This is a genomic window from Bacillus cereus (assembly GCF_002561295.1).
Classification (GTDB): Bacteria; Bacillota; Bacilli; order Bacillales; family Bacillaceae_G; genus Bacillus_A; species Bacillus_A cereus_S.
The window spans coordinates 81,382-102,567 of sequence record NZ_NTUG01000037.1 but is presented as its reverse complement, the minus strand read 5'-3'; the positions used below and the strand labels follow the sequence as shown (position 1 = coordinate 102,567).

Here is a 21,186-nt window from a genome sequence, read left to right as displayed (position 1 = left end):
TTATTTCAAATCTGGACGTGAAACTCAATCGTTTCTTACACAAAAATGACACTCTCTTTATTTCGTGAAAGCGCCCTTTCATATTATGTAACTAACCTAAGACAAAGGCTACAATAGCTTGTGTTGTTCTTGGCGGTGCAGTTTGTTACGACGAAATCCCCCTTTTATTATTGAAAATTAATTTTCAAAGCGGGGCGCACGCCGTCACGGGCTAGACTGACATTTGCATAGCTACGAATACTGCAACTTGGACCGATAAAAAACGCACGCGAAGCCTTATTTCCTTGTGTTCGCAGCCACCACCAAGAACAGCCAACTTCTTCGCCATTTTGGATGATGTAGTTATCTTTGTTCGTTTTATCATATACATATAAGCTGCATCCATCGGGCTTTTTCGTTTTGGCGAAGTCCGTTCCAACGGCGCGTAGCAAATCCTTGCCGTGTATAGTAGATAAATCTTTTATTTCGGTAACACTCAGTAAAAAAACCTTGTCCTCTGTATCCGGACTGCCTTCTCCATTGTCCGTGCAATGAGTCGTCTTTATAAATTCCTTTTCGGCAGAATTGAATGCGGCGCTATAGAATTCATCGTTTAGCCACTTGCGCAAATCACAGTCACGCCATGTAATATCTACGCAATCCCGCCACGTAATATTCGCGGATTTACCTTGATATCGTCTGCAGTCCAAAATATACTCGCTCAAAATGAACAGCTCTCTACCTGAGTTTTGCAATATCCTCCACTTTATTGGCGTTTTGTCTGTGCCGTCAACCGTCTGCGGATAAGTGCCGAAAGTAATGATTTCACCAGGCTTGGCATTTTGGTGCGGGTTGTAACTAAGCTTATTATTTTCCAATAAGATTTCCTCCTTTTCATTTCTACTTGCCAAAAATCTACTACCATAACAGTTGCAATATTAATCCCATATTTCTTCAAAGTTCAAAAGAATTAAGTCATTCTCATTCACTTTAATTTTCCCACTTTATACGTATAGATTAATCATAAAAAATATACAAAAAATAACAAGAATGTACGTTCGGTTTATTTGTGAATACAATAAAGTTTATGAAAGCAGCCTTGGTATTTAACTGCTTTTGTTAGATGTAAGGTGTTCCAGATATTGATGGCCTTGATAATTATGTAGAGCGCTAGTTGGCAATTGATGCTGTAAGCTTCGTTCCCTAAACTCCCCCTTGTTTTCCAAAGAAAATAGCTCTTGCTACTCAAAGATAGTTAAACGAAAAATAGGGATTTTTAGGGATTTTGTCGAATTAGTTTCAATAACGATTAAAATGGGGTGAACTTTATTATGGAATTTATCATCAATAATGAATGTTTTAACAAAGCAATTTCAGAGGTTAGTAAAGCAGTATCTTTAAAAAACCCTTTCCCTATTTTGACAGGTATTAAGTTAATTGCTGAAAAAAATTGCTTAATCCTTGTTGGAAGCAATTCTGATATTGTTATTGAAAAAATAATTCCTTTAATGATCAATGATGTAAAGGTATTAGAAGTTTATAAGACAGGTAGTATTGTTATATCTGCTAAATATTTAAGTGAAATTGTTAAAAAATTACCTCATGATATACATATAAAAGTAAACGGAAAACAGTTAGTTACCATTCAGTCTGATGAAATTGTAATCAATCTAAATGGATTTAATACGGAAGAGTACCCAAGTCTTCCTCAAATTGATGAAGCTACGTACACTAAAATCCCCAGTATTGAATTAATAGAGGCCATTAATCAAACGGTGTTCGCAGTTTCCAAGAGTGAGTCCAGACCTGTTCTAACAGGAGTTAATATGTCTTTCAAAGAAAACCAACTTTCGTGCGTTGCAACCAATTCTCATCGGTTAGCGTTAAGGGAACTTGCAATAGAAACAAATGTAAATGGTTCTTTTAACGTTCCGGGTGCAAGCCTAAATGAGTTGATTAAGTTAATTAAAAATGAAATTGGTGAAATACATATTTATATGACGGATAGCTATATCGTGTTTAAATCCGACACGATTTCCCTTTTTTCAAGGCTAATTGAAGGTAATTATCCTAACATTTCAGGATTGTTGCCAAAAGATTCGAAGACAATAATTACCCTGGACACAATTCAACTATTAAAAGGTATTGACAGGGCTTGTCTGTTTGCAAATGAATGGAGAAATAACAAGGTGAATTTAGAAATTAAGGATGGTACAAAAATAAGAATTTTTTCTAACTCATCAGAATTAGGAGAAATAGAAGAAACACAAAATATTAAAATGATTAGCGGAGAGAAAGAATTAAGTATTTCACTTGATGGGAGTTTTTTAATTGATGCCTTAAAAGTAATAAAGGAAGAAGAGATAAGATTAAGTTTTGATGGTTCAATGAGACCAGTCTTAATTGAACCTGTTGATAATTCTTCGTATCGTCATCTTATTTCACCTGTGCGGTCATATTAAATAGATCAGTTCTTTATTCTTAACGGTGAACTTTAATAGAGGAATGAAAAAACCTAATTTCTTTATCTATTAAACTGTCCATGTTATAGGGGACAGTTCATTAACTTGTGAACTGATTTATAGTAGTATAACCATTAGCTTAAAACTATAAAGTAGAGAGGGGAAAAGTAATGGAGATCACCAATGAATTGTTAGTTAAAGTTCTTAGTGAATATGGTCTTGTTCGACCAGAAATCACATTTCTTAAACATAATGAAAATAAGACCTATAAAGTGACGGACTTGGCTGATGGCTGTACCTATTTATTTCGTATCCATCAGCCTTTCACAGAAAATTTTTCAGGACTACAACATACAAAAGAAGGATTAATAAGCGAGATTCAACTACTTATTGATATCGCTAACGACACAGATCTTGTAGTACAGACCCCTATAAAAAATAGTTTGGGAAAATTTATTGTGGAATTTGATTACGAGAAAACTACTATTATGACTTCACTTGCAAAATGGATTGATGGCCGAAATTTAAATAAAGAAGATTTTTCAAATCCAAAAATAGTTAAAGAGCTTGGAACTCAGACAGCTAAATTACATCGATATTTACGTGCATATAACCGAGCACTTCAACAAGTTAGACCGAATTATGGAGAAAAAAGAATAGATACGATGATTCAACAAATTTATCGTGGCATTGAGAAAGGATTGTTCAGCCGTTCTAATTTTCATATCGTTGAGCAAACTTTGAATTTAATCAGCTCTCGTCTTGTGAATTTACAAGGATTAGATGCATGGGGAATCATCCATGGGGATTTGAACATGAGCAATGTTCTTATAACAGAATTAGGAGGCGTTGCTTTTATTGATTATGGCCTATTTGGATATGGGTATTATTTGTTCGACGTGGCAATGGGGGCATTAAATTCCACAGCTACAACTAGAAATTTATTTTTTGAAGGCTATTTCGGAAAGGGTGAAGTACCTGAAGATGTTTTAATGATTGTTGAAGGATTCATGCTCATGTCTGTATTAGGTTATTATGCTTTTCAAATGGAAAATGAAAAGGTTCATCCATGGATTAGAGAGCGGATGCCTTTGTTATGTACGAAACATTGTCTGCCTTTCCTGAATGGAGATCGTATCCTTTATAACTTCTAGTTCGTTTACTACCACAACAGTGTTGTGTTTTTGTTAATTATTTACAAAATAGAGGTTGGTGGAGTAATATTAAAGTGAATATTCTGATATTTTTGTTTGTGGAAGAAAAAGATGAACAGATTAAGTCTTGTAACACTCGGTACAAAAAAAATGTCAGGCAACGGGAAGAAAAAAGTAGAAGGAGATATTTAAAATGAATACCGATAAAAAGAATAATCCGAATTTGCATTTGAGTATTTTCGTTATTCTTGTATTGGCAAGTGGGTGGCTTGGGGTACTGCTCGATTCGCTTCTGACAGAACAACCAGAAGGAAATTCTTTAGGTATGGGATTGTGGCTCATTTTACCATTTTTAACGAGCTTATTACTTAGAACGATTGGTCGTGATTGGAAAGATATTGGCATCAAACTGAATTTGAAAGGAAATGTAAAGTGGTATGTTGTATCGTTATCTATTTATCCTCTCGTTACTATAATAACAGTTAGCCTAGCGTTACTTTTAGGTGTATCTAACCTAGCTCATTTTGAAATTTCTTCGCTATTTCCACTCATATTTGTTTCTATCATAAGTAATTTTATTAAAAATATATTTGAAGAGTTTACTTGGCGTGGCTATTTGACACCAAAACTGATTGAACGAAAAGTAAATGATTGGTTAATTTATCTTATTTCTGGGCTTATATGGGCACTATGGCACGCTGCTTATTATTTAGTCTTTCTACCAAATCAATATTTCGAATCAGTTTCAAGATTAGATATGCTTTTATCGGGCTGCATATTTATGGTTTCATGGACTGTTATGTATGTTGAAATATATAGAATTACAAAATCAGTGTGGCCATGTGTGTTAATGCACGCCGTTGAAGATGCAGTTCCTACAGTTTTAGTAACAATAACAGGGATAATTACATTTACGAAGAGTGGTGACTTTTGGTTGAATCCGATTAGTGGAGTTATCGCTACCATTTTATTTCTTGGAATCGGACTCCTACTCAGATCCATAAGAATTACAAAAGAAAGAGAATTAAATAGTAAAGAGAAACAATCATTTACAATCTAAAACGGTATCCTTTTAGGATGCAAATTATTGTTCGCAAATTCAGGAAGGGGTTCTCGTTACAAAAGAAGGGACGAAGGCTTATTTTACAAAATAAGTAGTGATAGGTTTTTTAGGATGCTTATGTAAACCAAAATGCTTTCTACTTTTTTGAAGGTGTTTTGGTTTACGTTATATAATAACATCTTTTTATACATATGAAATTATATAAAGGGGATATATCACAATGGATCTTACATTCAAATTAGAAAAAACATGTTTTAATTACCGAGTCGGCGCGATATGTAAACAGAATCATAAAATGTTAATCATTCAAAATGAAGGAGAAGACTTTTGGTATGTACCGGGCGGGCGTGTACAAATGCTTGAGAGCAGTGAAGCCGCGGTGAAGAGGGAGCTGAGGGAAGAATTAGGAGTGGATGTTGATGTAAAAAGGCTATTGTGGATGGCTGAAAATTTCTTTACATATGATGAACATCAATTTCACGAAATTAGCTTCTATTATGAAGTGAACTTACTTGAACTTCCTGCAGAAGGAAAGGATTCATTTGTTCTTGAAGAAGAAGGTAGAAGGTATATATTTCAATGGGTGCCACTAGAGCATATAAGTGAATATAATTTGAAACCAGATTTCCTAAAGGAGAATGTACAAGATTTACCTGTTCAGATGGAGCATATTGTTAGGAATGAATAAGAAGAGATAGAAAGGTGGTGGACTTTACTTATTATGGCGAATTGAGAAATTATGTGGAAAACATGAAGTGAAGAACACACTTGTATATTCTATATGAAAACAATATTCCTAAATATGGAATGATAGTATAATAGAAGAAAAACGGGGGGCCGTTATGATTACATTAGAGCAGAAATTGGAGCAGTACATACATATATATGGACAGTTAAAAGGAGAACTAAAGTGGAAAACGAGCGATTCTCGGACAGGGATGATGATTGCTGCTATGTATGCAGGTGGCGATAAACCGTTTCATCTTGGACGTTTTTTAGAAATTAGTAAGTATATTAAAGATGAGGTAGGTATGTTTTCATACTTAAAGTCGTATCATCGTTTTGTAGTTGCGGCAACATTAGATATTCACTTTACCCATTATAAAAAAGCGTTTCAGCAGTTTCTAGATGTATATGAAAGATTGCTTGCTGGCGGGTTTACACGAAGTATATTTACGTATCTTGCAGCAGCAGCGCTGTTAGCAGAAGAAAACGGGCAGTATGACGCACGTATTGAGAAGTCGCAGCAAGTATATAAACGTATGAAAAAGGATCATTTCTTTCTTACGGGCGCCAATGACTATCCGCTTACTGTTTTGTTAGCGGGGCAACCAGAGAAAGTAGATACACTGATGGACCGGGTGGAGCGACTGTATCAAAAGCTAGCAACAGCTGGTATGTACAAAGGGAATGATCTTCAATTTTTAAGCCACATTCTTTCGTTAAATAAGGATGCTAGTGAAGATGTTTTAGTAGAACGTTATATGAATATATGGAATACGATGAAACAAGAAAAAATAAAGGTGAAACAGATGCATTATCCAGCTATCGGACTACTCTCATTGCTTGAAGATGGAGAGAAAGAAGTTCATTCTGTTCGAGCACTTATTGAGAAATTGCAGGGAGATAAGCAGTTCCGTTGGTATAAGGATGCAAATATTTTGATTGCAATCCAACTGTTCGTAAATCAAAAAGGTGCAGAAAGTCAAGCTGCCAATACAGGATTACAAACCATGATAGAGGTCCTTATTCAAGCACAGCAGGCGGCTATGATTGCAGCGATTACGGCTTCCTCTGCAGCAGCTTCTTCCGCTAGTAGTGGTTCATAATAAGTGCATCATTGTAAGAACACGGTCATTATATGTAAAAGTCGATTGTCATCTAGACAATCGACTTTTTTAGTCTGTATGAAATTAATAAGCACGAAGCACATGTAGTAAATAATCTTTTCGATTTAGCGGATTATAGTCTACTCGTTTTCGAGTCGGGAAGTTTGATTCGATTTTACTATATCCGCAAGGTCTAGTGATAAGGACACCTTCGCCTTCCGTAAAAGAATGCAGACTGCGTTTAAAGTTCTCTGTTTTAGCCATCGGCACAGTTCCTGCTAGATGGAAGGAATCGTTATGCAGTATAGGTTCTGTAAAGGTAGCTTGAATGGCCGATAATTTATACATTGCTGTGCTAATTGAATTTTCCGGTACTGTTAAGTCAAATTCATTTACGGGTTCATATACATTTGTTCCAGCTTGTTTTAAAGCATCCATTAATACAAGAGGAGTTAATTTTCTAAAGTCACCAGCTGTCGTAACGGGACTTGCATAGCCAGTATGCGTTAATGTTACGACGATATCAGTGACTTTCCATCCGTATAAACCTTGTTTTAACGTTTGGAATACTGTGTCTTCAATTGCTTTATGAAATGCTAAAGGCAATGAGCCAAGCTCGACTTCTAAGTTATAAGTGATACCGGAATCGGGTGCACCACGTTTAATATGAAAACCAATTGTTGCATAGAAAGGGTTATTCTTTTCACCCATGACTTCTACAGCATTGCCGATTCCAATTGGTTTTTCTATACATATCATTCTTGTATTTGAAAAGGAAACGGCTAAATCATAGTTTTCTTGTAGCGTTGTTTCAATTACTTCTTTTTGAACTTCACCAAAAAGCCGAATATAGATTTCGTTGTGAATATCATCTTTCATGACTTTTATAAGTGGATCTTCTTCCGATAGTTCCACCAGTGCCTGATACAGGTCATGATTTTTTTCTTTTTGCAGAGCCGCAATTACAGCCTCCATTTGTGGCTCTGCAAAGTGAATGTTTTTCAGTTTATCTGACCATTCACCAATCACGTCACCGATTTTAATGTTGCTAAGCCCCCATATTTTACAAAATTCTCCCGAGCGAGCAATAGGGGATTGAACAGCGTTTCCATTATGAAATAGATGAAGCTTTTTTATTTTTTCTTTGTGTGAAATGGTATATAAGTCACTTTGCTTTCGATTGATATCGATATATTTTCTTACTTGTAAACAACCGGAGAATATCCGTACGTAAGCAATTTTTTCTCCGCTCGGTTCTCTTTCAATTTTAAAAACAATACCAGATAAAGCTGTATTTATATCATCACAATCATTTGGAGGAATCATTACTGAAATACCTTCAAGCAATTCAGTGATTCCGATTCCTGTCATTGCTGAACCGAAAAAGATTGGATATATATTTGCATGCTGAATCTGATCACATAATTCCTTTCTTAAAGTGTTTCCATGTAGTGCTTCGCCATTTACGTAGGATTCAAGTAACGATTCATTATGGGTGGCTAGAAGGTCAATATACTCATCATATACATCAGCATCTACTTTGTTTTGAAGAATATACGCCTTTTTTGTTCCTTCATTTTTCACTTTATATAGCGGGAATGCTTGATTCGTAAGCATATCACGTATTTGTTGGATCACTTTCGTAGTTTGAGCACCGCTACGGTCAATTTTATTTACAAATAAAATTGTTGGGATACGTAGTTTTTGTAAAGTGTTCATTAAAATTTTTGTTTGTGCCTGAATACCTTCGACTGCAGATATTACTAAAATAGCACCATCTAGAACGCCAAAAGATCGTTCTACCTCCGCGATAAAATCTGCATGGCCTGGCGTATCAATTACATTTACTTTTAAATCATTTATAAAAAAAGAAACGACAGACGCTTTAATAGTAATTCCGCGTTGCTTTTCTAACTCCATCGAATCTGTTTGCGTGCTTCCTTGATCTACTTGACCAATTTCTTGAATGACTCCCGTTTCATAAAGAATTCGCTCAGTCAAACTCGTCTTTCCAGCGTCTACGTGCGCTACAATTCCTATATTTATTGTTTTCATATGTTAAAATCCTCATTTCGTTTTTCATGTTTATTTCCTCATTTCGTTTCGTATTAAATTTCCGCATTCTAATCACTCTCCAATTTTTAGGTTATTTCCATTATAGGGAAATTTGTTTTATTTGTAACGTGATGAAATACTTAATTTTGAAAAATATGAACATGTAAGTAAAGGGGAAAATCAAGGGTTAGATAAAGATGGCATTATTCAATTTTTAGGAGTCGATATTGTAGGATTCGTATTTCACAAATGGATTAAATGAACCATCTTGCGTCATTGCGGAGCAGGTGGGAATATTGTTAGAGAGAAATCTATAATTGGAGCGGAATGAATAAAACCTCTTTGTAAAAGGAAAGGGGTTTTATTTTTTTATGTAGACAAAAAATAAATAAGTGAAAAACAAAATGGTTGCATTTAAAATTTTAATCGGGTATATTAATTGATGTATCAATCATTGATATGTCAATTAATTGCATGTTGCCTTTGCAAAGGAGGAGTAAATTGACTAATTCATGTTCAAAGGAAGCGATTATTTTATATAAAATACACTTTCTTAATAAAGAAGTAAGTTCGAAGTTTGAAGGTTGTACAGGTATGAGTCAATCTAGGCTGGAGCTTATACTTCAGTTATATGAGGTTGATGAAATGAGTCAAAAAGCACTTCAACAAGAAGTGAATATTGATAATGCTGCGATTACAAGACATTTAAAGCAGCTTGAGGCAAGCGGAATGATTACAAGACGTAAAAATCCAGATGATAATCGGATTACTTTAGTTTCTCTTACGAAAGATGGACGAAATAAAATTCATGCCTTTCAAGAAGAGAAGGAGCGTTTTGCAGCGACTGCGTTAAAAGGTTTAAGTGAAGAAGAGCGTGATAACCTTTTAAATATGTTAAATCGCATTGAAGAAAATATACAAGAAGTCTAAATATAAAATGGAAAAAGGGAGATTACATCTATGAGTAACGTAACAAAAATAAATGATTTTACAGAAATTTTAACAGGACGTCGTTCGATTCGTAAATACGATACAACTGTAAAAATTAGTAAAGAAGAAATGACAGAAATCTTAACTGAAGCAACGCTTGCGCCATCTTCAGTAAACATGCAGCCTTGGCGTTTCCTTGTGATTGATAGTGAGGAAGGAAAAGCAACACTTGCACCACTTGCGAAATTCAACCAACTTCAAGTAGAAACATCATCAGCTATGATTGCGGTATTTGGTGATTTACAAAACTTTGATAACGCGGAAGAAATTTATGGCACAGCAGTTGAACGTGGGCTTATGCCAGCTGAAGTGAAAGAAGACCAAATGCAAAAGCTTTCTGCGTATTTCTCTATGGTTTCACCAGAAGTGATGAGAGATACTGTTTTAATTGATGGTGGTCTTGCATCTATGCAGCTTATGTTAGCAGCTCGTGCTCATGGATATGACACATGTCCAATTGGCGGCTTTGAAAAAGATCAAATCGCAGAAGCTTTCGGTTTAGAGAAAGATCGCTATGTACCAGTTATGTTAATTTCAATTGGAAAAGCAGCTGATAGCGGATACCAATCAGTTCGCCTGCCAATCGATAAAATTGCACAGTGGAAGTAATTTAGAATACGAGAGGGGAAGTACGATGATTATCATTCACGCAGTGTTTCAAGTAAATCCAACAAAACAACAAACATTTGTAGAAGAAATCAAACCACTCATTCGTGATTCAAGAGAAGAAAGTGGAAACGTATCATATGATTTATATAAGGATACGGAAAAAGAAAGTGTATATACAATGGTAGAAGTTTGGCAAGATGCAGAAGCGGTTGCTAGTCATAACACAAGTGAACACTTTACTTCTTTTGTTAAAAAGGCGAATCAGTTCTTAACTGCTCCGTTAGATATTAAGGTTTATGATGGACAATTAATAAAATAATCAATACCCTCTCGATTATTCTAAAATAGCGTAATCGAGAGGGTATTTTATTTTTTCTTCTTTTTTAACGTCTTTTGATAGGTATAAAGCTTATTTACTTCCTCTTTAAATTCCCGAAATAGTTCAGTATTCTCCTGATCAGCATATCGAACCATATTATATGCTTTTATAATGGTATCAACTTCTATAGAGATATCTTCTTCTGTTTGAATTCGCTCCATCCATGCATCAACGGTTTCGCCGCGAGTTCTGTTTAAAGGTGGCTTTAGTTTTTTTTCTAGCTTAAAAATTTCTTTGCGAATCGCGTTCGTTGGTGGGCGCGTCATTCTAGTTGTTTTTTGTAATATCCCTTCTTCTTGCATCACTGTACCAGAGTTATAAAAGGAAATATTTCCAAGGTGAAAGGATTTTCTCTTTTTGTATAACTTCCAAATTACAAATGCAGCAATGATTCCGATGATGGAAGCAGTAACGGTTTGAGCAACAACGGCATCGTATGGTTGACTGGCTTCTGGAAGTGTTGAACTCGCTCCTCCACCTAACTTTCCTATTGCCTCTGTAGCATCATTTGGATTGGTAATAGATAATAAAGCTTCGATACCATAGCCAAAACCAAGTGCTACCCAGTAGAAAAGATACGAAAGTGCGAAGCGTATATACGGAATAAATAAGAAGAATAGAAAACTTACTATTCCAATTGCTGTGATAGATACAAAACGAATTGTTTTTTGACTTTTATTATAACTAGTAATCCAAAGTGACAGCAGAATAAATAAGGCAAATAGAACTAGTACCCATAGAGAAGGTAACTTCATTAAATGAAGAAAATAAGAAATAACGAACCATAAAAAGGCACCTAGCATTTTATGGTGTGCTGTTATGTCATCCCGTGCATGTGTGATGTAAAAGAAGAAAGGGATTAAGACAGAGCTAACGATAGAAAAGATAGAAAATGCGGAACAAAGTATAACTTGTAGAATAAATAGTAAGATGAAAGCTCTTCTCTTATTGCTCTTCATTTTATGAATGGGAATCGTACAAAGAAAGCTAATAACTAAAAATAGGATGATGGGAATTGTTCTTCCTTGCTCCGTCAATAGAGAAAGAAAAAGCAGAAGAAGAAAATCATTAACGTAATAGAGCCATGTTCTCAAGTTGTTCCACCATCCCTTCATCCGTAATCAAATACATTTGTTGCTTCATATTTGGTACGTCCTCCTTTCGGATTCCTATAAAGAATAGGATGGAAGAACGTTCTTTTTTTCTATCCAAATAGTGAAGGAAGCTTTCACGAGGAAGCAATGTACTGTCCTCGGAAATGCGGGCAAGCTCTTCTAAAGCTTTTGCATAGTGTAAATGCCCGTCATTTAATGAAAGATATAAAGGTCCATCTTCAGTAAAGATACTCACAAACAATTCAAAAGGAATTTGTTTCTCTGTTGCAAATTGACACAAATAAGATGTGTAAGAAATTAAATCTTCAATGTTTTCTTTCCAGCCCAATCCACGATCTGCCCCTAAGTAAAGGGAGATTGTCCAACTATAATTTTTGATTGCTTCATATTGTTTCGCTTGCAGGCTTTGCATTTTTGCAGATGCTTTCCAATGAATACTCCGAAACGATTCTCGCTCATATTTCTTTATACCAACAATGGAGGATTCATCATGAAAATAAGAAAAGTTTGTTTTATAAGTACCGATTGCGAGTTGATGTATTTCCTGTAACCCTGCAACACGCTTTAAAGTAGGATAAACGATAATTTCAGTCTTCAATTTATCGACAATAGGCAGATGAACTTGAATGATATGAAATGGATCACCGATCATACATTCAAATTGTTCAATTTTAAAAACACCGCGCTTTGTAGCTGTAAACGATAGTTCCCAATTTTGTTCTGACTTTGCAGGCTGTGAAAAGCGGAAAGAAAGTAACGTTTTAGATATTTGCTCAACACTAGTTGTTTTATTTAGTATTAGGCTTGGATTGATATGTAAAAAGCAAGTGCCATTCACTAAAGGAAGTTTCGCTTTATTTTGTAAATGAATCGATAAACTGCCTGTTTCATCAGGAAATAAGCGTGTTGTTTGTTTTTTGTCGACAATCTGAAAATGCGTATCTATGTATGCTGTATAACGATAAATAAAATAAGCAAATAAATAATAAAACAGAAATGGAATAACGAAATATGAATTTGTTACATAGAACGCTAGAAACAAAGCAACTGGAATTGTTAGTTTAATAATATGATGCTGGAAAAATAATGGAACGGTTACAATGCGTGTATAATTCATGATTGCTCAATCTCCACAGGAACGTCTACTTCCGTTAAAATAATTTCAATTAACTTCTGTTTCGTCGTGCGTAGCGCACCTTCCATTGATAAAATAAGACGATGTTTCCATACGTATGGAAGTAAGAATTGTATATCTTCAGGTGTACAGTATTCACGACCATGTAAATAGGTCAATGCTTGTATCGCTCTAACTAAGGCAAGTGTTGCACGCGGACTGACGCCGTTGGCGATATAATCATGATTTCGCGTAGCGTTAGCGAGCTGAATGATATAGAGTTCTAACGGTTCAGATACGTGTATTTCTTTTGCTTTTTGTTGCATTTGCAAAATTTCTTCTAACGTTATAACGGGAAGAATATTCTCTAAAGGTTTGTTATTTCGAAAACGGCGCATCATTTTTAGTTCATCTTCTAAAGAAGGATAACCAATTGAAATTGTCATTAAAAAGCGATCGAGTTGTGCATCAGGGAGAGGGAAAGTTCCTTGTGATTCAATTGGATTTTGCGTCGCAATAACAAAGAACGGTTTAGGAAGAAGTGTGGACTGCTTTTCGAGTGTGACTTGGCGCTCTTCCATTGCTTCTAATAGACTAGATTGTGTTCTAGGCATAGCTCGGTTTATTTCATCTGCTAGCAATATATTTGTCATAACTGGTCCGAACCTTAATTCAAATTCACTCGTTTTAGGGTTAAAGTATTCAATTCCGGTTACATCGCTCGGAAGCACATCAGGAGTGAACTGAACACGAGAAAAATCGCCACCAATACTTTTTGCGATTGTTTTTGCTAGTAATGTCTTTCCTGTTCCAGGTACATCTTCAAGTAATACATGCCCATCCGCAAGTAATGAAACAAGGAGTAAATCAACCACATTTTCTTTTCCGACAAAAACTGAACTTATATTTTCTTTTAATTTTTGTATCATATGTACCACCCTTTCCAAAAGTAGACAAGTATATTTGTTATATTTTAACAGATTTTTCGGAAAATTAATACAATAATATTTTTGTATAAAGTAAATATCGAATTCTCCAAAAAAATGTATTTTAAGTTGTATTTATTTTGAATACGATATACAATATCGATATACGATGTATCGTAAGTCGATATATCAAGAGTCGATGTATCGGAGGTAGTTATAATGAGTGTGAAAGCACAAAAATATATTCCATTGACCGAGGCAACGTATTATATTTTGTTGTCATTGGTAAAGCCTATGCATGGCTATGGGATTATGCAAATGGTGGAAGAAATGACGAATGGAGAAGTAAAGCTCGGACCTGGTACGTTATATGGGAACACGACAAAATTATTAAAAGAAAAACTAATTGTTGAAGTAGCATCTACAGATCGAAAGAAATGTTACGTGTTAACTCCGTTTGGTAGAGAAGTACTGGAGCTTGAATTTAAAAGATTACAACGTTCTGTTCAAAATGGAAGAAATATTTTAGAAGAGGGGATGTAACATGGAAGTTAAGAAGACGTTGAAGTTTTTTGCAGCGTGGAACTTAGAAAAAGAAGAAGCATATTTAAGAAAAATGCATCAAAAAGGGTGGGCATTCCAAAAGTACAATGTTATGTACACATTCAAGAAAACAGAGCCGAAAGATGTTGTTTATAAAGCTGATTTCAAACTAGATAATCGAAACTCAAAAATGAATCAAAAAGAATACATTGAAATATATGAAATGTCTGGCTGGAAGCATGTTACAAGTTTTACGAAATGGCATTATTTTTCTAAAGAAGTAACGGATGATAATGAACTACCTGATATTTATTCGGAAAAAGAAACGAAGATTGAAAGAATGATGGATTTAATGAGATTCCTTGCAATTATCTTTGCCATTATGATACCAGGGATGTATTTGAACTATTTAGGGCCTTCAGTTAATAGTCCTATTTGGATAAAACTTATTCTAGGGATTTTCGTTTGTGTAGATTTATATATATTAATGAGGTTGTTTTGGAAGATACGAGAATTAAAAAAAGAAGTGTTGTGAATGACTTAGTTTGATGCATCTCATTGCGTGTTACTTCGATTAAAATGGAATGATTGATAGATAATCCAAAAGGTAAGTGGATTTTTATATTACCTTTTGGATTATAAAGGATGAATCGAGTTTCCTAAAATTAAAATGATTGATTTTGTGCAGGTTTAATGAACTGTTCAGGATTCTCCACAAGACCACATACAGCACATTGTACACGGTATGTAGGTCCTTGATATGCCATATGAAAAGCGTTCATTGTTTCGTTTGTATATTCTTCTTCAACGTGTCCGGTTTGTGGATTTAATTTTACTGGTTTTACTTGTTGCTCAAGAATATTAAAGCGTGTCCGATTGGTTTTGCAACTTGGGCAAAGCATTGGCTCCATATGTATACACCTCCATTTTATAGCATTTGTTTATATGAGGAAATTTATGCGGAAATAGTTCCATTTACTGGGTTCTTTCGAAAAGTTTCTCAATATGAATTATTGATTGTTATATTTAAAATTCTGAAAAAATAAAATATAATACATGTATGAACTGGTTATGTCCAAACCAATCTCCTGTTTTATGCCAATATGTTTAAGGCCGAGAAATCGGCCTTATTTTTTTGTGTAACAAGGTTTTTCTTCCTATTTGTCGAAATTTTAGATATAGATTTGAGAGGGGGATGCATGATGAATTTAAAAATGAAATATATAATTTTGTATGTAGAAAAATATGAAGCGTGTCTTCAGTTTTATAAAGATCTTTTACGTTTACCAATAAAAGGTGAACATGGTACATATATTGAGTTTGATACTGGGACAACGATTTTAGCATTGAATAGTAGAGAGGACGTACGGGAGTTAACTGGGTTATCCATTCCAAAGGGTGAATTAGAATCCTCTAATTTTGAAATTGGATTTGTTGTAGAGGATGTGAACGAAACAATTTCGGAATTAAGAGAACAAGGTGTAAAAGTATTGGTGGAGCCAATTACGAAACCATGGGGGCAGACGATCGCTTATGTGTCAGACCCAGATGGGAATTACATTGAAATTTGCAGCTCATTAGAGTAGAGGGAGAAAAGAGAATGGGGTTTCCAATTTTAGAAACAGAGCGTTTAAAATTACGAGAACTTACATTGTTAGACGCTGAAACAATGTTTGATTACTTTGAAAAGGAATCTGTGATCCGCTATTTTGGGATGGATTCGTTTCAAAATATGGACCAAGTGAAAAATACGATTCAAATGTTTAGACAAAGATATGAAGAAGGAACTGTTATTCGCTGGGGAATCGAATTAAAAGGGACTGGTCAATTAATTGGTACATGTGGGTTGCATTTAATCAATCAAAATCATAGTAGAGCTGAAATTGGTTATGAATTAGATGATACATATTGGGGAAAAGGCTATGCATCTGAGGCACTGCAAGCAATTGTTACATATGGATTTGAAACAATGCAGTTCATTAGAATCGCGGCAGTTGTGTATACAGAAAATGAAGCCTCACATCGGTTATTGAAAAGAGCTGGATTTCAAGAGGAAGGTTTACTGCGAAAATATATGATTCAAAATGGTGTAGCGCATGATACAGTGATCTATTCGTTATTAAAAGAAGAGTGGCAAGGATAATATTTTGAAAGAGTTATTAGATCTTGTTTCACAAAATAAAAGTGATCGGTGGATTTTAGGTATAGATGGTTTAAGTCGTTCAGGGAAAACAACATGCGTGAAGCAGTTAGAGGCTGAATTAAAACAAAAAGGTATTTCATTTCATATTTTTCATATCGATGATTATATTGTAGAGCGGAATAAGCGTTATGATACCGGATATGAAGAGTGGTATGAGTATTATCAATTACAATGGGATGTAAAATGGTTGCAAAAGCATTTGTTTCAAAAGTTAAAGATGGAAAATCAGCTAAACATTCCGTTCTATAATGATCAAACGGATACGTGTGAAACGAGAGAGATAATTATACCGAATCCTTGTACGATTATAATAGAAGGAGTTTTTCTTCAGCGAAAAGAGTGGCGAGAATACTTTGATTATATGGTGTATTTAAATTGCCCAAGGGAACAAAGATTTCTTCGCGAAAGTGAGGAAACAAAAAGGAATCGCGCCAAGTTTGAACGGAGATATTGGAAAGCGGAAGAGTTTTATTTAGAGACGGAAATTCCGAAACAGAAGGCTGATTTGATTATAGAGGGATAAACTTTACGTTTATCAAGCTGAAAATACTAATTAATTTGTATATATCAGAGTGTTTTTTGTATGGAAATCTAGTTCAAGGGGAAAACAGAATGCTAGAAAATCGTGTTAGGTTGAATGGTGGATTTCATAACGACGTTTTTTATATGGAAGAGAAAGAAAGAGTAGTTAGAATTTCTGATAAGAATAAAACAAAGGAAATGGTTTTACAAGAAATAGAGTGGATGAATTTTTTATATAAAAAAGGTGTACATGTACCTAAGCCAGTCATTCCTGTAGAGTATGAGGGAGAACGGGTTAAAACATATTTTGAATTTATTAAGGGGGATCACATCGATGTTACAAATAAATCCCACTGGAATGAAAAGGTTTTTGAAAAAATTGGTAAAACTTTAGGGGGAATGCATGCATTATCTAAAGCTTTTAAATTACAAGTAATAAACCGACCGGAATGGAAAGTTGAAAATCCTGATGTCTTTAATCTTAGAGAAAAGTTAGAGCCATGGATGAAAGAGAAATACGAGACGTTGCTATATAGTCTAACTTCATATCGTATTACTCCCGATACTTTCGGACTTATTCATAATGACTACCATCAAGGAAACTTAATTATGAATGAGGAAGGTCGTATAACCACAATTGATTTTGATGAATGCGCATTTAATTGGTATGCTCAAGATATTGCAGTAGCTTTCTACCATGCTTATTGGCAACATAGCGCCTTCAATGGCAATACACATTCTTTTTGTGATATATTTATGAGTAATTTTTTTGCAGGGTATAAAACAGAAAATATGCTTCATAAGGATATAATTATACAAATTCCTATTTTTTTAAAAATAAGAGAGATTTATTTGTATCAATTATTCATGCAAAAATGGAACATGAATCATTTAGAAGAATGGCAAGCATATACTTTACATAGCTTAGAAGATAAAATTAAGAATGAAGTACCGTATGCAGGTATTAATGATTTTTCTGTTTTTTTATAAACGGGATGCGAAAAAGCATCCCGTTTATTTTTTGTGGTTATGTATGCAATTTATCACGAATTTGCCCTAACGGTTTCTTGCAGTTTTTCCATCACTCTTGAAACAGCTGAAATTGAATGGGCTGTTTCAAATTCTCCAACATCCATGGAATGGTTTGCATTTGGGATAAGATGAATTGTTACATTTGATTTACTTAATTGATCAATTTTATTTGCATCGTAATAATAATCTTTATCCCCGATAATGAAAAGTCCTTCATGATGACTATTTAAAATGGAGTCACAAATCGAATCGAACTGTATGAGAGGAGTAAATAAAATCATTTTTGACTTTAAGAATTCCTCTCTTTTCATTAAGTCATTCGCAATTGGAATTGTCCCAAGTGATTTCCCTAAAAAAATCGAATTGTTGTATTGCCCGTTTTTTAACACTTCTACCATTACAGGCTGAATATCATCCATCATTATTTTTGTTATTTCATCAATCGGTTTTTCCATCATTTGTTTATCGTAGGAGTAATGAATATGGACAACATCGATTTTGTTTTGGAGCATTAACATCGTCGAATAATAAAACAAAGGTTTATCGTAATTGTAACCGGAACCTGAAAACATAAAGCAAATCGTTTTGAAACCCATGTCTATATGTGTATAGCGAATCACTTTGTCTTTTGTTTGTACCTCTTTTGTAATTCCTTTCATCATAATCCCCTCCGAAACTTTTAAAATATTATAACATTAATTATATCTATAAATTGATAATGTAATTTTGTTTTATGTAATTATTTTTAAAATTCTAAAATTATAGAAGGTTAAATTCGATTTTTATAGAATTTAATACGTAACAAAATAAGGAGGGATACAATGGAAGTTTTACATGTAACAAGTAGAAAAAGAGAAACATATGACGTGCAAGTAAAGCATTCGATACTTTTCGAATGCGCTCTAGGAATTGCAGCGATTACGAATACAAGGCTGATTGATACGTTAGAAAAATCTCAAAGTGAATGGGAAGAGATGAGACAATCCGTATCGGTAGAAATGCAAGAGCATTTACATTTTGTAGAGAAACATAATACGTGGAAAGCGTTGTTGCAACTACTATACCAAGAAGATTTTCAGGACTTATATGAGTTTATCCAGTATATCAATTTGTTGTCAGAATCTGAATTAAAGTATATATGCATCCCATTTGTCGGCTCTAAATATGAAGAAAAGAGAAAGAATGCAGCAAATGGCGATATGGAAGCGGTACAGGAATTACAAGAAGTAACGAGTAGCAATCCATTTTTCCCTACTTACATCGATTTTATTTATGAAGTGGATATACAGTTACTGAAAGAACATCTTATCGCTGTTATGACAGGCTGGTATGAAGCTGTTATTGAACCGGAAGCAGAAAAGCTATCACGCATACTAAAACAAGACTATGAAACAAAACTTGAAATGAAGGAAAAGATGCAGGCCGAAGAGTTTGTTGAATGGGCAACAGGTGGTGTTACATATTCTCCAGAGCCGAGTGTATATCATGTTCTTCTTATACCTCAATATACATACCGGCCTTGGAACATTGAAGCAGATATAGAAGGTACAAAAATATTTCATTATCCAATCGCAAATGAAAGCATACATCCAGAAGATCCATATGAGCCGAGCTATTTTTTAGTTCATAAACATAAGGCACTTGGGGATGAAGCAAGATTGCGCATTGTAAAATTATTGTTTGAACAAGATCGTACATTGCAGGAAATAACGGAACAATTAAATCTTGGAAAATCGACTGTACACCATCATTTGAAGATTTTAAGATCAGCGAAGTTAGTTGATATTCAAGGTGCAAAGTATACGTTGAAGAAGAAGGCGGTAGAGGCTATTTCAAAAGAGTTGGAGGTCTATTTAAATCGTTAATTTACATCAAAAGGTAAAAATGTTTTACCTTTCTAGAATATGCACAGTAGGAGGAGAAATAAAAAGAAGGATTGGTGCAAAATGGAGAAAAGTATGTTAAGAAATCGCTCGTTTTTCTTTATGTGGATTGGGAGTGCAATTTCTGAATTAGGCGGTGCATTTGGTACGTTATGTAATTCGATTCTGATTTACCAACTAACAGGATCGGAAATGGCATTAGGAAGTATGTGGCTTCTTTACTTTATTCCATCGCTGTTCTTGCAGCTTGTTATCGGTCCTTTTATTGATAGGTGGAGCCGAAAGTGGATTATGATTATAGCCCAGTGGATACGTGGACTTGCCTTTTTACTTCCTCTATTCATGTTGACTGCTGGAAGTATAGAGGTGTGGCATATTTTTGTTGTCCAAATCATCGTTGGTTTGATTACACCACTATATGTACCAGCTAATCAAGCGATTACATCGACAATTGTATGTAAAGAAGAATTGCAAACAGCGAATGCTTATTTAGATGGAATGGTTCGACTTATGATGTTTTTAGCCCCTGCTTTAGGGGGAGTTGTTGTTGAATTTATAGGAGTAAAGCTTACTTTATTTTTCGTCTGCTTATTTCTATTTATAAGTGGTACTTTACTGCTATTTATACAAGAGCATAGAGTTACTCAAGAAGTTCGTAAAAGTTGGTTAAAACAATCTATTGAAGGATTCACCTATTATTTCAAACAACCTACTATCGTTTGGTTAGGTGTTTTTCTTACATTTGTTCAATTCGGAGTCGGAGTAACGATGGTTACAAATTTACCGTATATAATTGACGAACTATCGGCAAGTTACGCTGCATATGGCTATTTTTTAGCAGGTTTCCCTTTTGGATATGTAATTGGCTCTGTGCTAGTAGGAAAGGCGAAGTATAATAGTCGGCGTTACCTTATGCTTGGAGCGTTATTTATAGGAGGTGCAACTTATGTTTCATTAGGTTTCAATTATAGCATCATGTTAGCGGCTATTATCGAAGTTGTAGCGGGCGTATGTATGGCGTTTTTCAATGTTCATAACACGACAATATGCCAGCAAACAGTGCCAAATGATATGATGGGAAAAGTATTTTCAGTACGATTATTTTTAATAAGAGGTGCAATGCCACTAGGTGCTTTAGTTGGAGGAATATTGAGTGAAATATTGGGAGTAAGGGCGCTGTATATATGTATAGGATCGATTATATGTGTGACATCTTTCGCTGGCATCATGCTTCCATATTTTAAATTTCTCGATGAACCGATTCGAGAGAAATCTGCTTAAATATTATAATTGAAAATAATTATCATAATCAATTATAATGAAAGAAT

Annotated in this window: 23 protein-coding genes and 1 pseudogene; 16 read left to right on the top strand and 8 right to left on the bottom strand. The window is 34.6% G+C overall.

The features are described 5' to 3' along the window. Nucleotides 1-167 precede the first annotated feature (167 nt). Together CN373_RS19965 and CN373_RS26210 are read right to left on the bottom strand one after the other, a co-directional pair. Entirely contained in the window at nt 168-857 is a 690-nt protein-coding gene (locus tag CN373_RS19965; protein ID WP_098360023.1) for a DUF6273 domain-containing protein, read from the bottom strand. Between the two features lie 221 nt (nt 858-1,078). Continuing rightward, nucleotides 1,079-1,224: pseudogene (locus CN373_RS26210) on the bottom strand (Tn3 family transposase); the annotation flags it as partial. Between the two features lie 86 nt (nt 1,225-1,310). Here CN373_RS26210 and dnaN point away from each other — a divergent pair. The 5 genes from dnaN (at nt 1,311) to CN373_RS19940 (ending at nt 6,487) form a co-directional block, all read left to right on the top strand. After that, complete coding sequence (gene dnaN, locus CN373_RS19960) at nt 1,311-2,441, top strand: DNA polymerase III subunit beta (protein WP_000394359.1); 1,131 nt, start codon at nt 1,311-1,313, stop codon at nt 2,439-2,441. Nucleotides 2,442-2,611: 170 nt separating this feature from the next. Further along, nucleotides 2,612-3,595: a phosphotransferase enzyme family protein gene (locus tag CN373_RS19955; protein WP_000406865.1), complete on the top strand. Its 984-nt coding sequence runs from the start codon at nt 2,612-2,614 to the stop codon at nt 3,593-3,595. 193 nt (nt 3,596-3,788) lie between these two features. Then, nucleotides 3,789-4,655, top strand: a complete 867-nt coding sequence (locus CN373_RS19950; protein WP_001090713.1) for a CPBP family glutamic-type intramembrane protease — start codon at nt 3,789-3,791, stop codon at nt 4,653-4,655. 223 nt (nt 4,656-4,878) lie between these two features. After that, a complete protein-coding gene (locus CN373_RS19945; protein WP_000366224.1) occupies nt 4,879-5,346 on the top strand; it encodes an NUDIX hydrolase in 468 nt (155 codons plus the stop codon). 154 nt (nt 5,347-5,500) lie between these two features. Further along, nucleotides 5,501-6,487: a DUF4003 family protein gene (locus CN373_RS19940; RefSeq protein WP_098360022.1), complete on the top strand. Its 987-nt coding sequence runs from the start codon at nt 5,501-5,503 to the stop codon at nt 6,485-6,487. Between the two features lie 84 nt (nt 6,488-6,571). Here CN373_RS19940 and tet read toward each other — a convergent pair whose 3' ends face one another. Then, entirely contained in the window at nt 6,572-8,542 is a 1,971-nt protein-coding gene (gene tet, locus CN373_RS19935) for a tetracycline resistance ribosomal protection protein (RefSeq protein WP_098360021.1), read from the bottom strand. Nucleotides 8,543-9,043: 501 nt separating this feature from the next. On the opposite strand from tet, the gene CN373_RS19925 reads away from it, so the two are divergent. Genes CN373_RS19925 through CN373_RS19915 form a run of 3 tightly spaced genes read left to right on the top strand, consistent with a single transcriptional unit; the run spans nt 9,044 to nt 10,460 of the window. Further along, nucleotides 9,044-9,472 carry a MarR family winged helix-turn-helix transcriptional regulator gene (locus CN373_RS19925; protein ID WP_000185031.1) on the top strand — a complete coding sequence of 143 codons (429 nt, stop codon included), beginning with the start codon at nt 9,044-9,046 and terminating at the stop codon, nt 9,470-9,472. Between the two features lie 30 nt (nt 9,473-9,502). Further along, nucleotides 9,503-10,141: a nitroreductase family protein gene (locus CN373_RS19920; protein WP_000073327.1), complete on the top strand. Its 639-nt coding sequence runs from the start codon at nt 9,503-9,505 to the stop codon at nt 10,139-10,141. A 25-nt stretch (nt 10,142-10,166) separates the two neighbouring features. Beyond that, the gene (locus CN373_RS19915; protein WP_000583840.1) at nt 10,167-10,460 is read left to right on the top strand and encodes a putative quinol monooxygenase; all 294 of its coding nucleotides are present in this window, start codon (nt 10,167-10,169) and stop codon (nt 10,458-10,460) included. Nucleotides 10,461-10,507: 47 nt separating this feature from the next. Here CN373_RS19915 and CN373_RS19910 read toward each other — a convergent pair whose 3' ends face one another. Genes CN373_RS19910 through CN373_RS19900 form a run of 3 tightly spaced genes read right to left on the bottom strand, consistent with a single transcriptional unit; the run spans nt 10,508 to nt 13,678 of the window. Beyond that, entirely contained in the window at nt 10,508-11,614 is a 1,107-nt protein-coding gene (locus tag CN373_RS19910; RefSeq protein WP_098360020.1) for a DUF4018 domain-containing protein, read from the bottom strand. Continuing rightward, the gene (locus CN373_RS19905; protein ID WP_001110095.1) at nt 11,589-12,752 is read right to left on the bottom strand and encodes a DUF58 domain-containing protein; all 1,164 of its coding nucleotides are present in this window, start codon (nt 12,750-12,752) and stop codon (nt 11,589-11,591) included. Before CN373_RS19905 ends, CN373_RS19910 begins: the two co-directional genes overlap by 26 nt. Next, a complete protein-coding gene (locus CN373_RS19900) occupies nt 12,749-13,678 on the bottom strand; it encodes an AAA family ATPase (protein WP_098360019.1) in 930 nt (309 codons plus the stop codon). Before CN373_RS19900 ends, CN373_RS19905 begins: the two co-directional genes overlap by 4 nt. 216 nt (nt 13,679-13,894) lie before the next feature. Between CN373_RS19900 and CN373_RS19895 the strand changes: the two genes are divergently transcribed. Both CN373_RS19895 and CN373_RS19890 read left to right on the top strand, forming a co-directional pair. Beyond that, the gene (locus CN373_RS19895; RefSeq protein WP_000111567.1) at nt 13,895-14,218 is read left to right on the top strand and encodes a PadR family transcriptional regulator; all 324 of its coding nucleotides are present in this window, start codon (nt 13,895-13,897) and stop codon (nt 14,216-14,218) included. 1 nt (nt 14,219) lies between these two features. After that, nucleotides 14,220-14,753 carry a DUF2812 domain-containing protein gene (locus CN373_RS19890; protein ID WP_098360018.1) on the top strand — a complete coding sequence of 178 codons (534 nt, stop codon included), beginning with the start codon at nt 14,220-14,222 and terminating at the stop codon, nt 14,751-14,753. A gap of 130 nt (nt 14,754-14,883) precedes the next feature. On the opposite strand, the gene CN373_RS19885 is transcribed toward CN373_RS19890, so the two are convergent. Then, nucleotides 14,884-15,129, bottom strand: a complete 246-nt coding sequence (locus tag CN373_RS19885; RefSeq protein ID WP_000433603.1) for a hypothetical protein — start codon at nt 15,127-15,129, stop codon at nt 14,884-14,886. Between the two features lie 291 nt (nt 15,130-15,420). Between CN373_RS19885 and CN373_RS19880 the strand changes: the two genes are divergently transcribed. From CN373_RS19880 to CN373_RS19865, 4 genes are all read left to right on the top strand, one after another. Continuing rightward, the gene (locus tag CN373_RS19880) at nt 15,421-15,804 is read left to right on the top strand and encodes a VOC family protein (protein WP_001049875.1); all 384 of its coding nucleotides are present in this window, start codon (nt 15,421-15,423) and stop codon (nt 15,802-15,804) included. Nucleotides 15,805-15,818: 14 nt separating this feature from the next. Next, the gene (locus tag CN373_RS19875) at nt 15,819-16,361 is read left to right on the top strand and encodes a GNAT family N-acetyltransferase (protein WP_000506620.1); all 543 of its coding nucleotides are present in this window, start codon (nt 15,819-15,821) and stop codon (nt 16,359-16,361) included. A 4-nt stretch (nt 16,362-16,365) separates the two neighbouring features. Continuing rightward, a complete protein-coding gene (locus CN373_RS19870) occupies nt 16,366-16,944 on the top strand; it encodes a kinase (RefSeq protein ID WP_000661356.1) in 579 nt (192 codons plus the stop codon). Nucleotides 16,945-17,033: 89 nt separating this feature from the next. Then, on the top strand, nt 17,034-17,933 hold the full coding sequence (locus tag CN373_RS19865) for a phosphotransferase enzyme family protein (RefSeq protein ID WP_098360017.1): 900 nt from the start codon (nt 17,034-17,036) through the stop codon (nt 17,931-17,933). Between the two features lie 53 nt (nt 17,934-17,986). On the opposite strand, the gene CN373_RS19860 is transcribed toward CN373_RS19865, so the two are convergent. Continuing rightward, nucleotides 17,987-18,634 carry an alpha/beta hydrolase gene (locus CN373_RS19860; protein WP_000676398.1) on the bottom strand — a complete coding sequence of 216 codons (648 nt, stop codon included), beginning with the start codon at nt 18,632-18,634 and terminating at the stop codon, nt 17,987-17,989. A 162-nt stretch (nt 18,635-18,796) separates the two neighbouring features. Here CN373_RS19860 and CN373_RS19855 point away from each other — a divergent pair, with 162 nt between their 5' ends. Next, nucleotides 18,797-19,840 carry an ArsR/SmtB family transcription factor gene (locus CN373_RS19855; RefSeq protein ID WP_000453394.1) on the top strand — a complete coding sequence of 348 codons (1,044 nt, stop codon included), beginning with the start codon at nt 18,797-18,799 and terminating at the stop codon, nt 19,838-19,840. 81 nt (nt 19,841-19,921) lie between these two features. Continuing rightward, nucleotides 19,922-21,139 carry an MFS transporter gene (locus tag CN373_RS19850; RefSeq protein WP_000415741.1) on the top strand — a complete coding sequence of 406 codons (1,218 nt, stop codon included), beginning with the start codon at nt 19,922-19,924 and terminating at the stop codon, nt 21,137-21,139. Nucleotides 21,140-21,186: the final 47 nt, after the last annotated feature.

Bases quoted from the DNA above. Each gene is read 5' to 3' on its own strand.
- dnaN (WP_000394359.1), top strand. From the start codon at position 1,311: ATGGAATTTATCATCAATAATGAATGTTTTAACAAAGCAATTTCAGAG.
- CN373_RS19955 (WP_000406865.1), top strand. From the start codon at position 2,612: ATGGAGATCACCAATGAATTGTTAGTTAAAGTTCTTAGTGAATATGGT.
- CN373_RS19950 (WP_001090713.1), top strand. From the start codon at position 3,789: ATGAATACCGATAAAAAGAATAATCCGAATTTGCATTTGAGTATTTTC.
- CN373_RS19945 (WP_000366224.1), top strand. From the start codon at position 4,879: ATGGATCTTACATTCAAATTAGAAAAAACATGTTTTAATTACCGAGTC.
- CN373_RS19940 (WP_098360022.1), top strand. From the start codon at position 5,501: ATGATTACATTAGAGCAGAAATTGGAGCAGTACATACATATATATGGA.
- tet (WP_098360021.1), bottom strand. From the start codon at position 8,542: ATGAAAACAATAAATATAGGAATTGTAGCGCACGTAGACGCTGGAAAG.
- CN373_RS19920 (WP_000073327.1), top strand. From the start codon at position 9,503: ATGAGTAACGTAACAAAAATAAATGATTTTACAGAAATTTTAACAGGA.
- CN373_RS19915 (WP_000583840.1), top strand. From the start codon at position 10,167: ATGATTATCATTCACGCAGTGTTTCAAGTAAATCCAACAAAACAACAA.
- CN373_RS19905 (WP_001110095.1), bottom strand. From the start codon at position 12,752: ATGAATTATACACGCATTGTAACCGTTCCATTATTTTTCCAGCATCAT.
- CN373_RS19900 (WP_098360019.1), bottom strand. From the start codon at position 13,678: ATGATACAAAAATTAAAAGAAAATATAAGTTCAGTTTTTGTCGGAAAA.
- CN373_RS19895 (WP_000111567.1), top strand. From the start codon at position 13,895: ATGAGTGTGAAAGCACAAAAATATATTCCATTGACCGAGGCAACGTAT.
- CN373_RS19890 (WP_098360018.1), top strand. From the start codon at position 14,220: ATGGAAGTTAAGAAGACGTTGAAGTTTTTTGCAGCGTGGAACTTAGAA.
- CN373_RS19885 (WP_000433603.1), bottom strand. From the start codon at position 15,129: ATGGAGCCAATGCTTTGCCCAAGTTGCAAAACCAATCGGACACGCTTT.
- CN373_RS19880 (WP_001049875.1), top strand. From the start codon at position 15,421: ATGAATTTAAAAATGAAATATATAATTTTGTATGTAGAAAAATATGAA.
- CN373_RS19875 (WP_000506620.1), top strand. From the start codon at position 15,819: ATGGGGTTTCCAATTTTAGAAACAGAGCGTTTAAAATTACGAGAACTT.
- CN373_RS19865 (WP_098360017.1), top strand. From the start codon at position 17,034: ATGCTAGAAAATCGTGTTAGGTTGAATGGTGGATTTCATAACGACGTT.
- CN373_RS19860 (WP_000676398.1), bottom strand. From the start codon at position 18,634: ATGAAAGGAATTACAAAAGAGGTACAAACAAAAGACAAAGTGATTCGC.
- CN373_RS19855 (WP_000453394.1), top strand. From the start codon at position 18,797: ATGGAAGTTTTACATGTAACAAGTAGAAAAAGAGAAACATATGACGTG.
- CN373_RS19850 (WP_000415741.1), top strand. From the start codon at position 19,922: ATGGAGAAAAGTATGTTAAGAAATCGCTCGTTTTTCTTTATGTGGATT.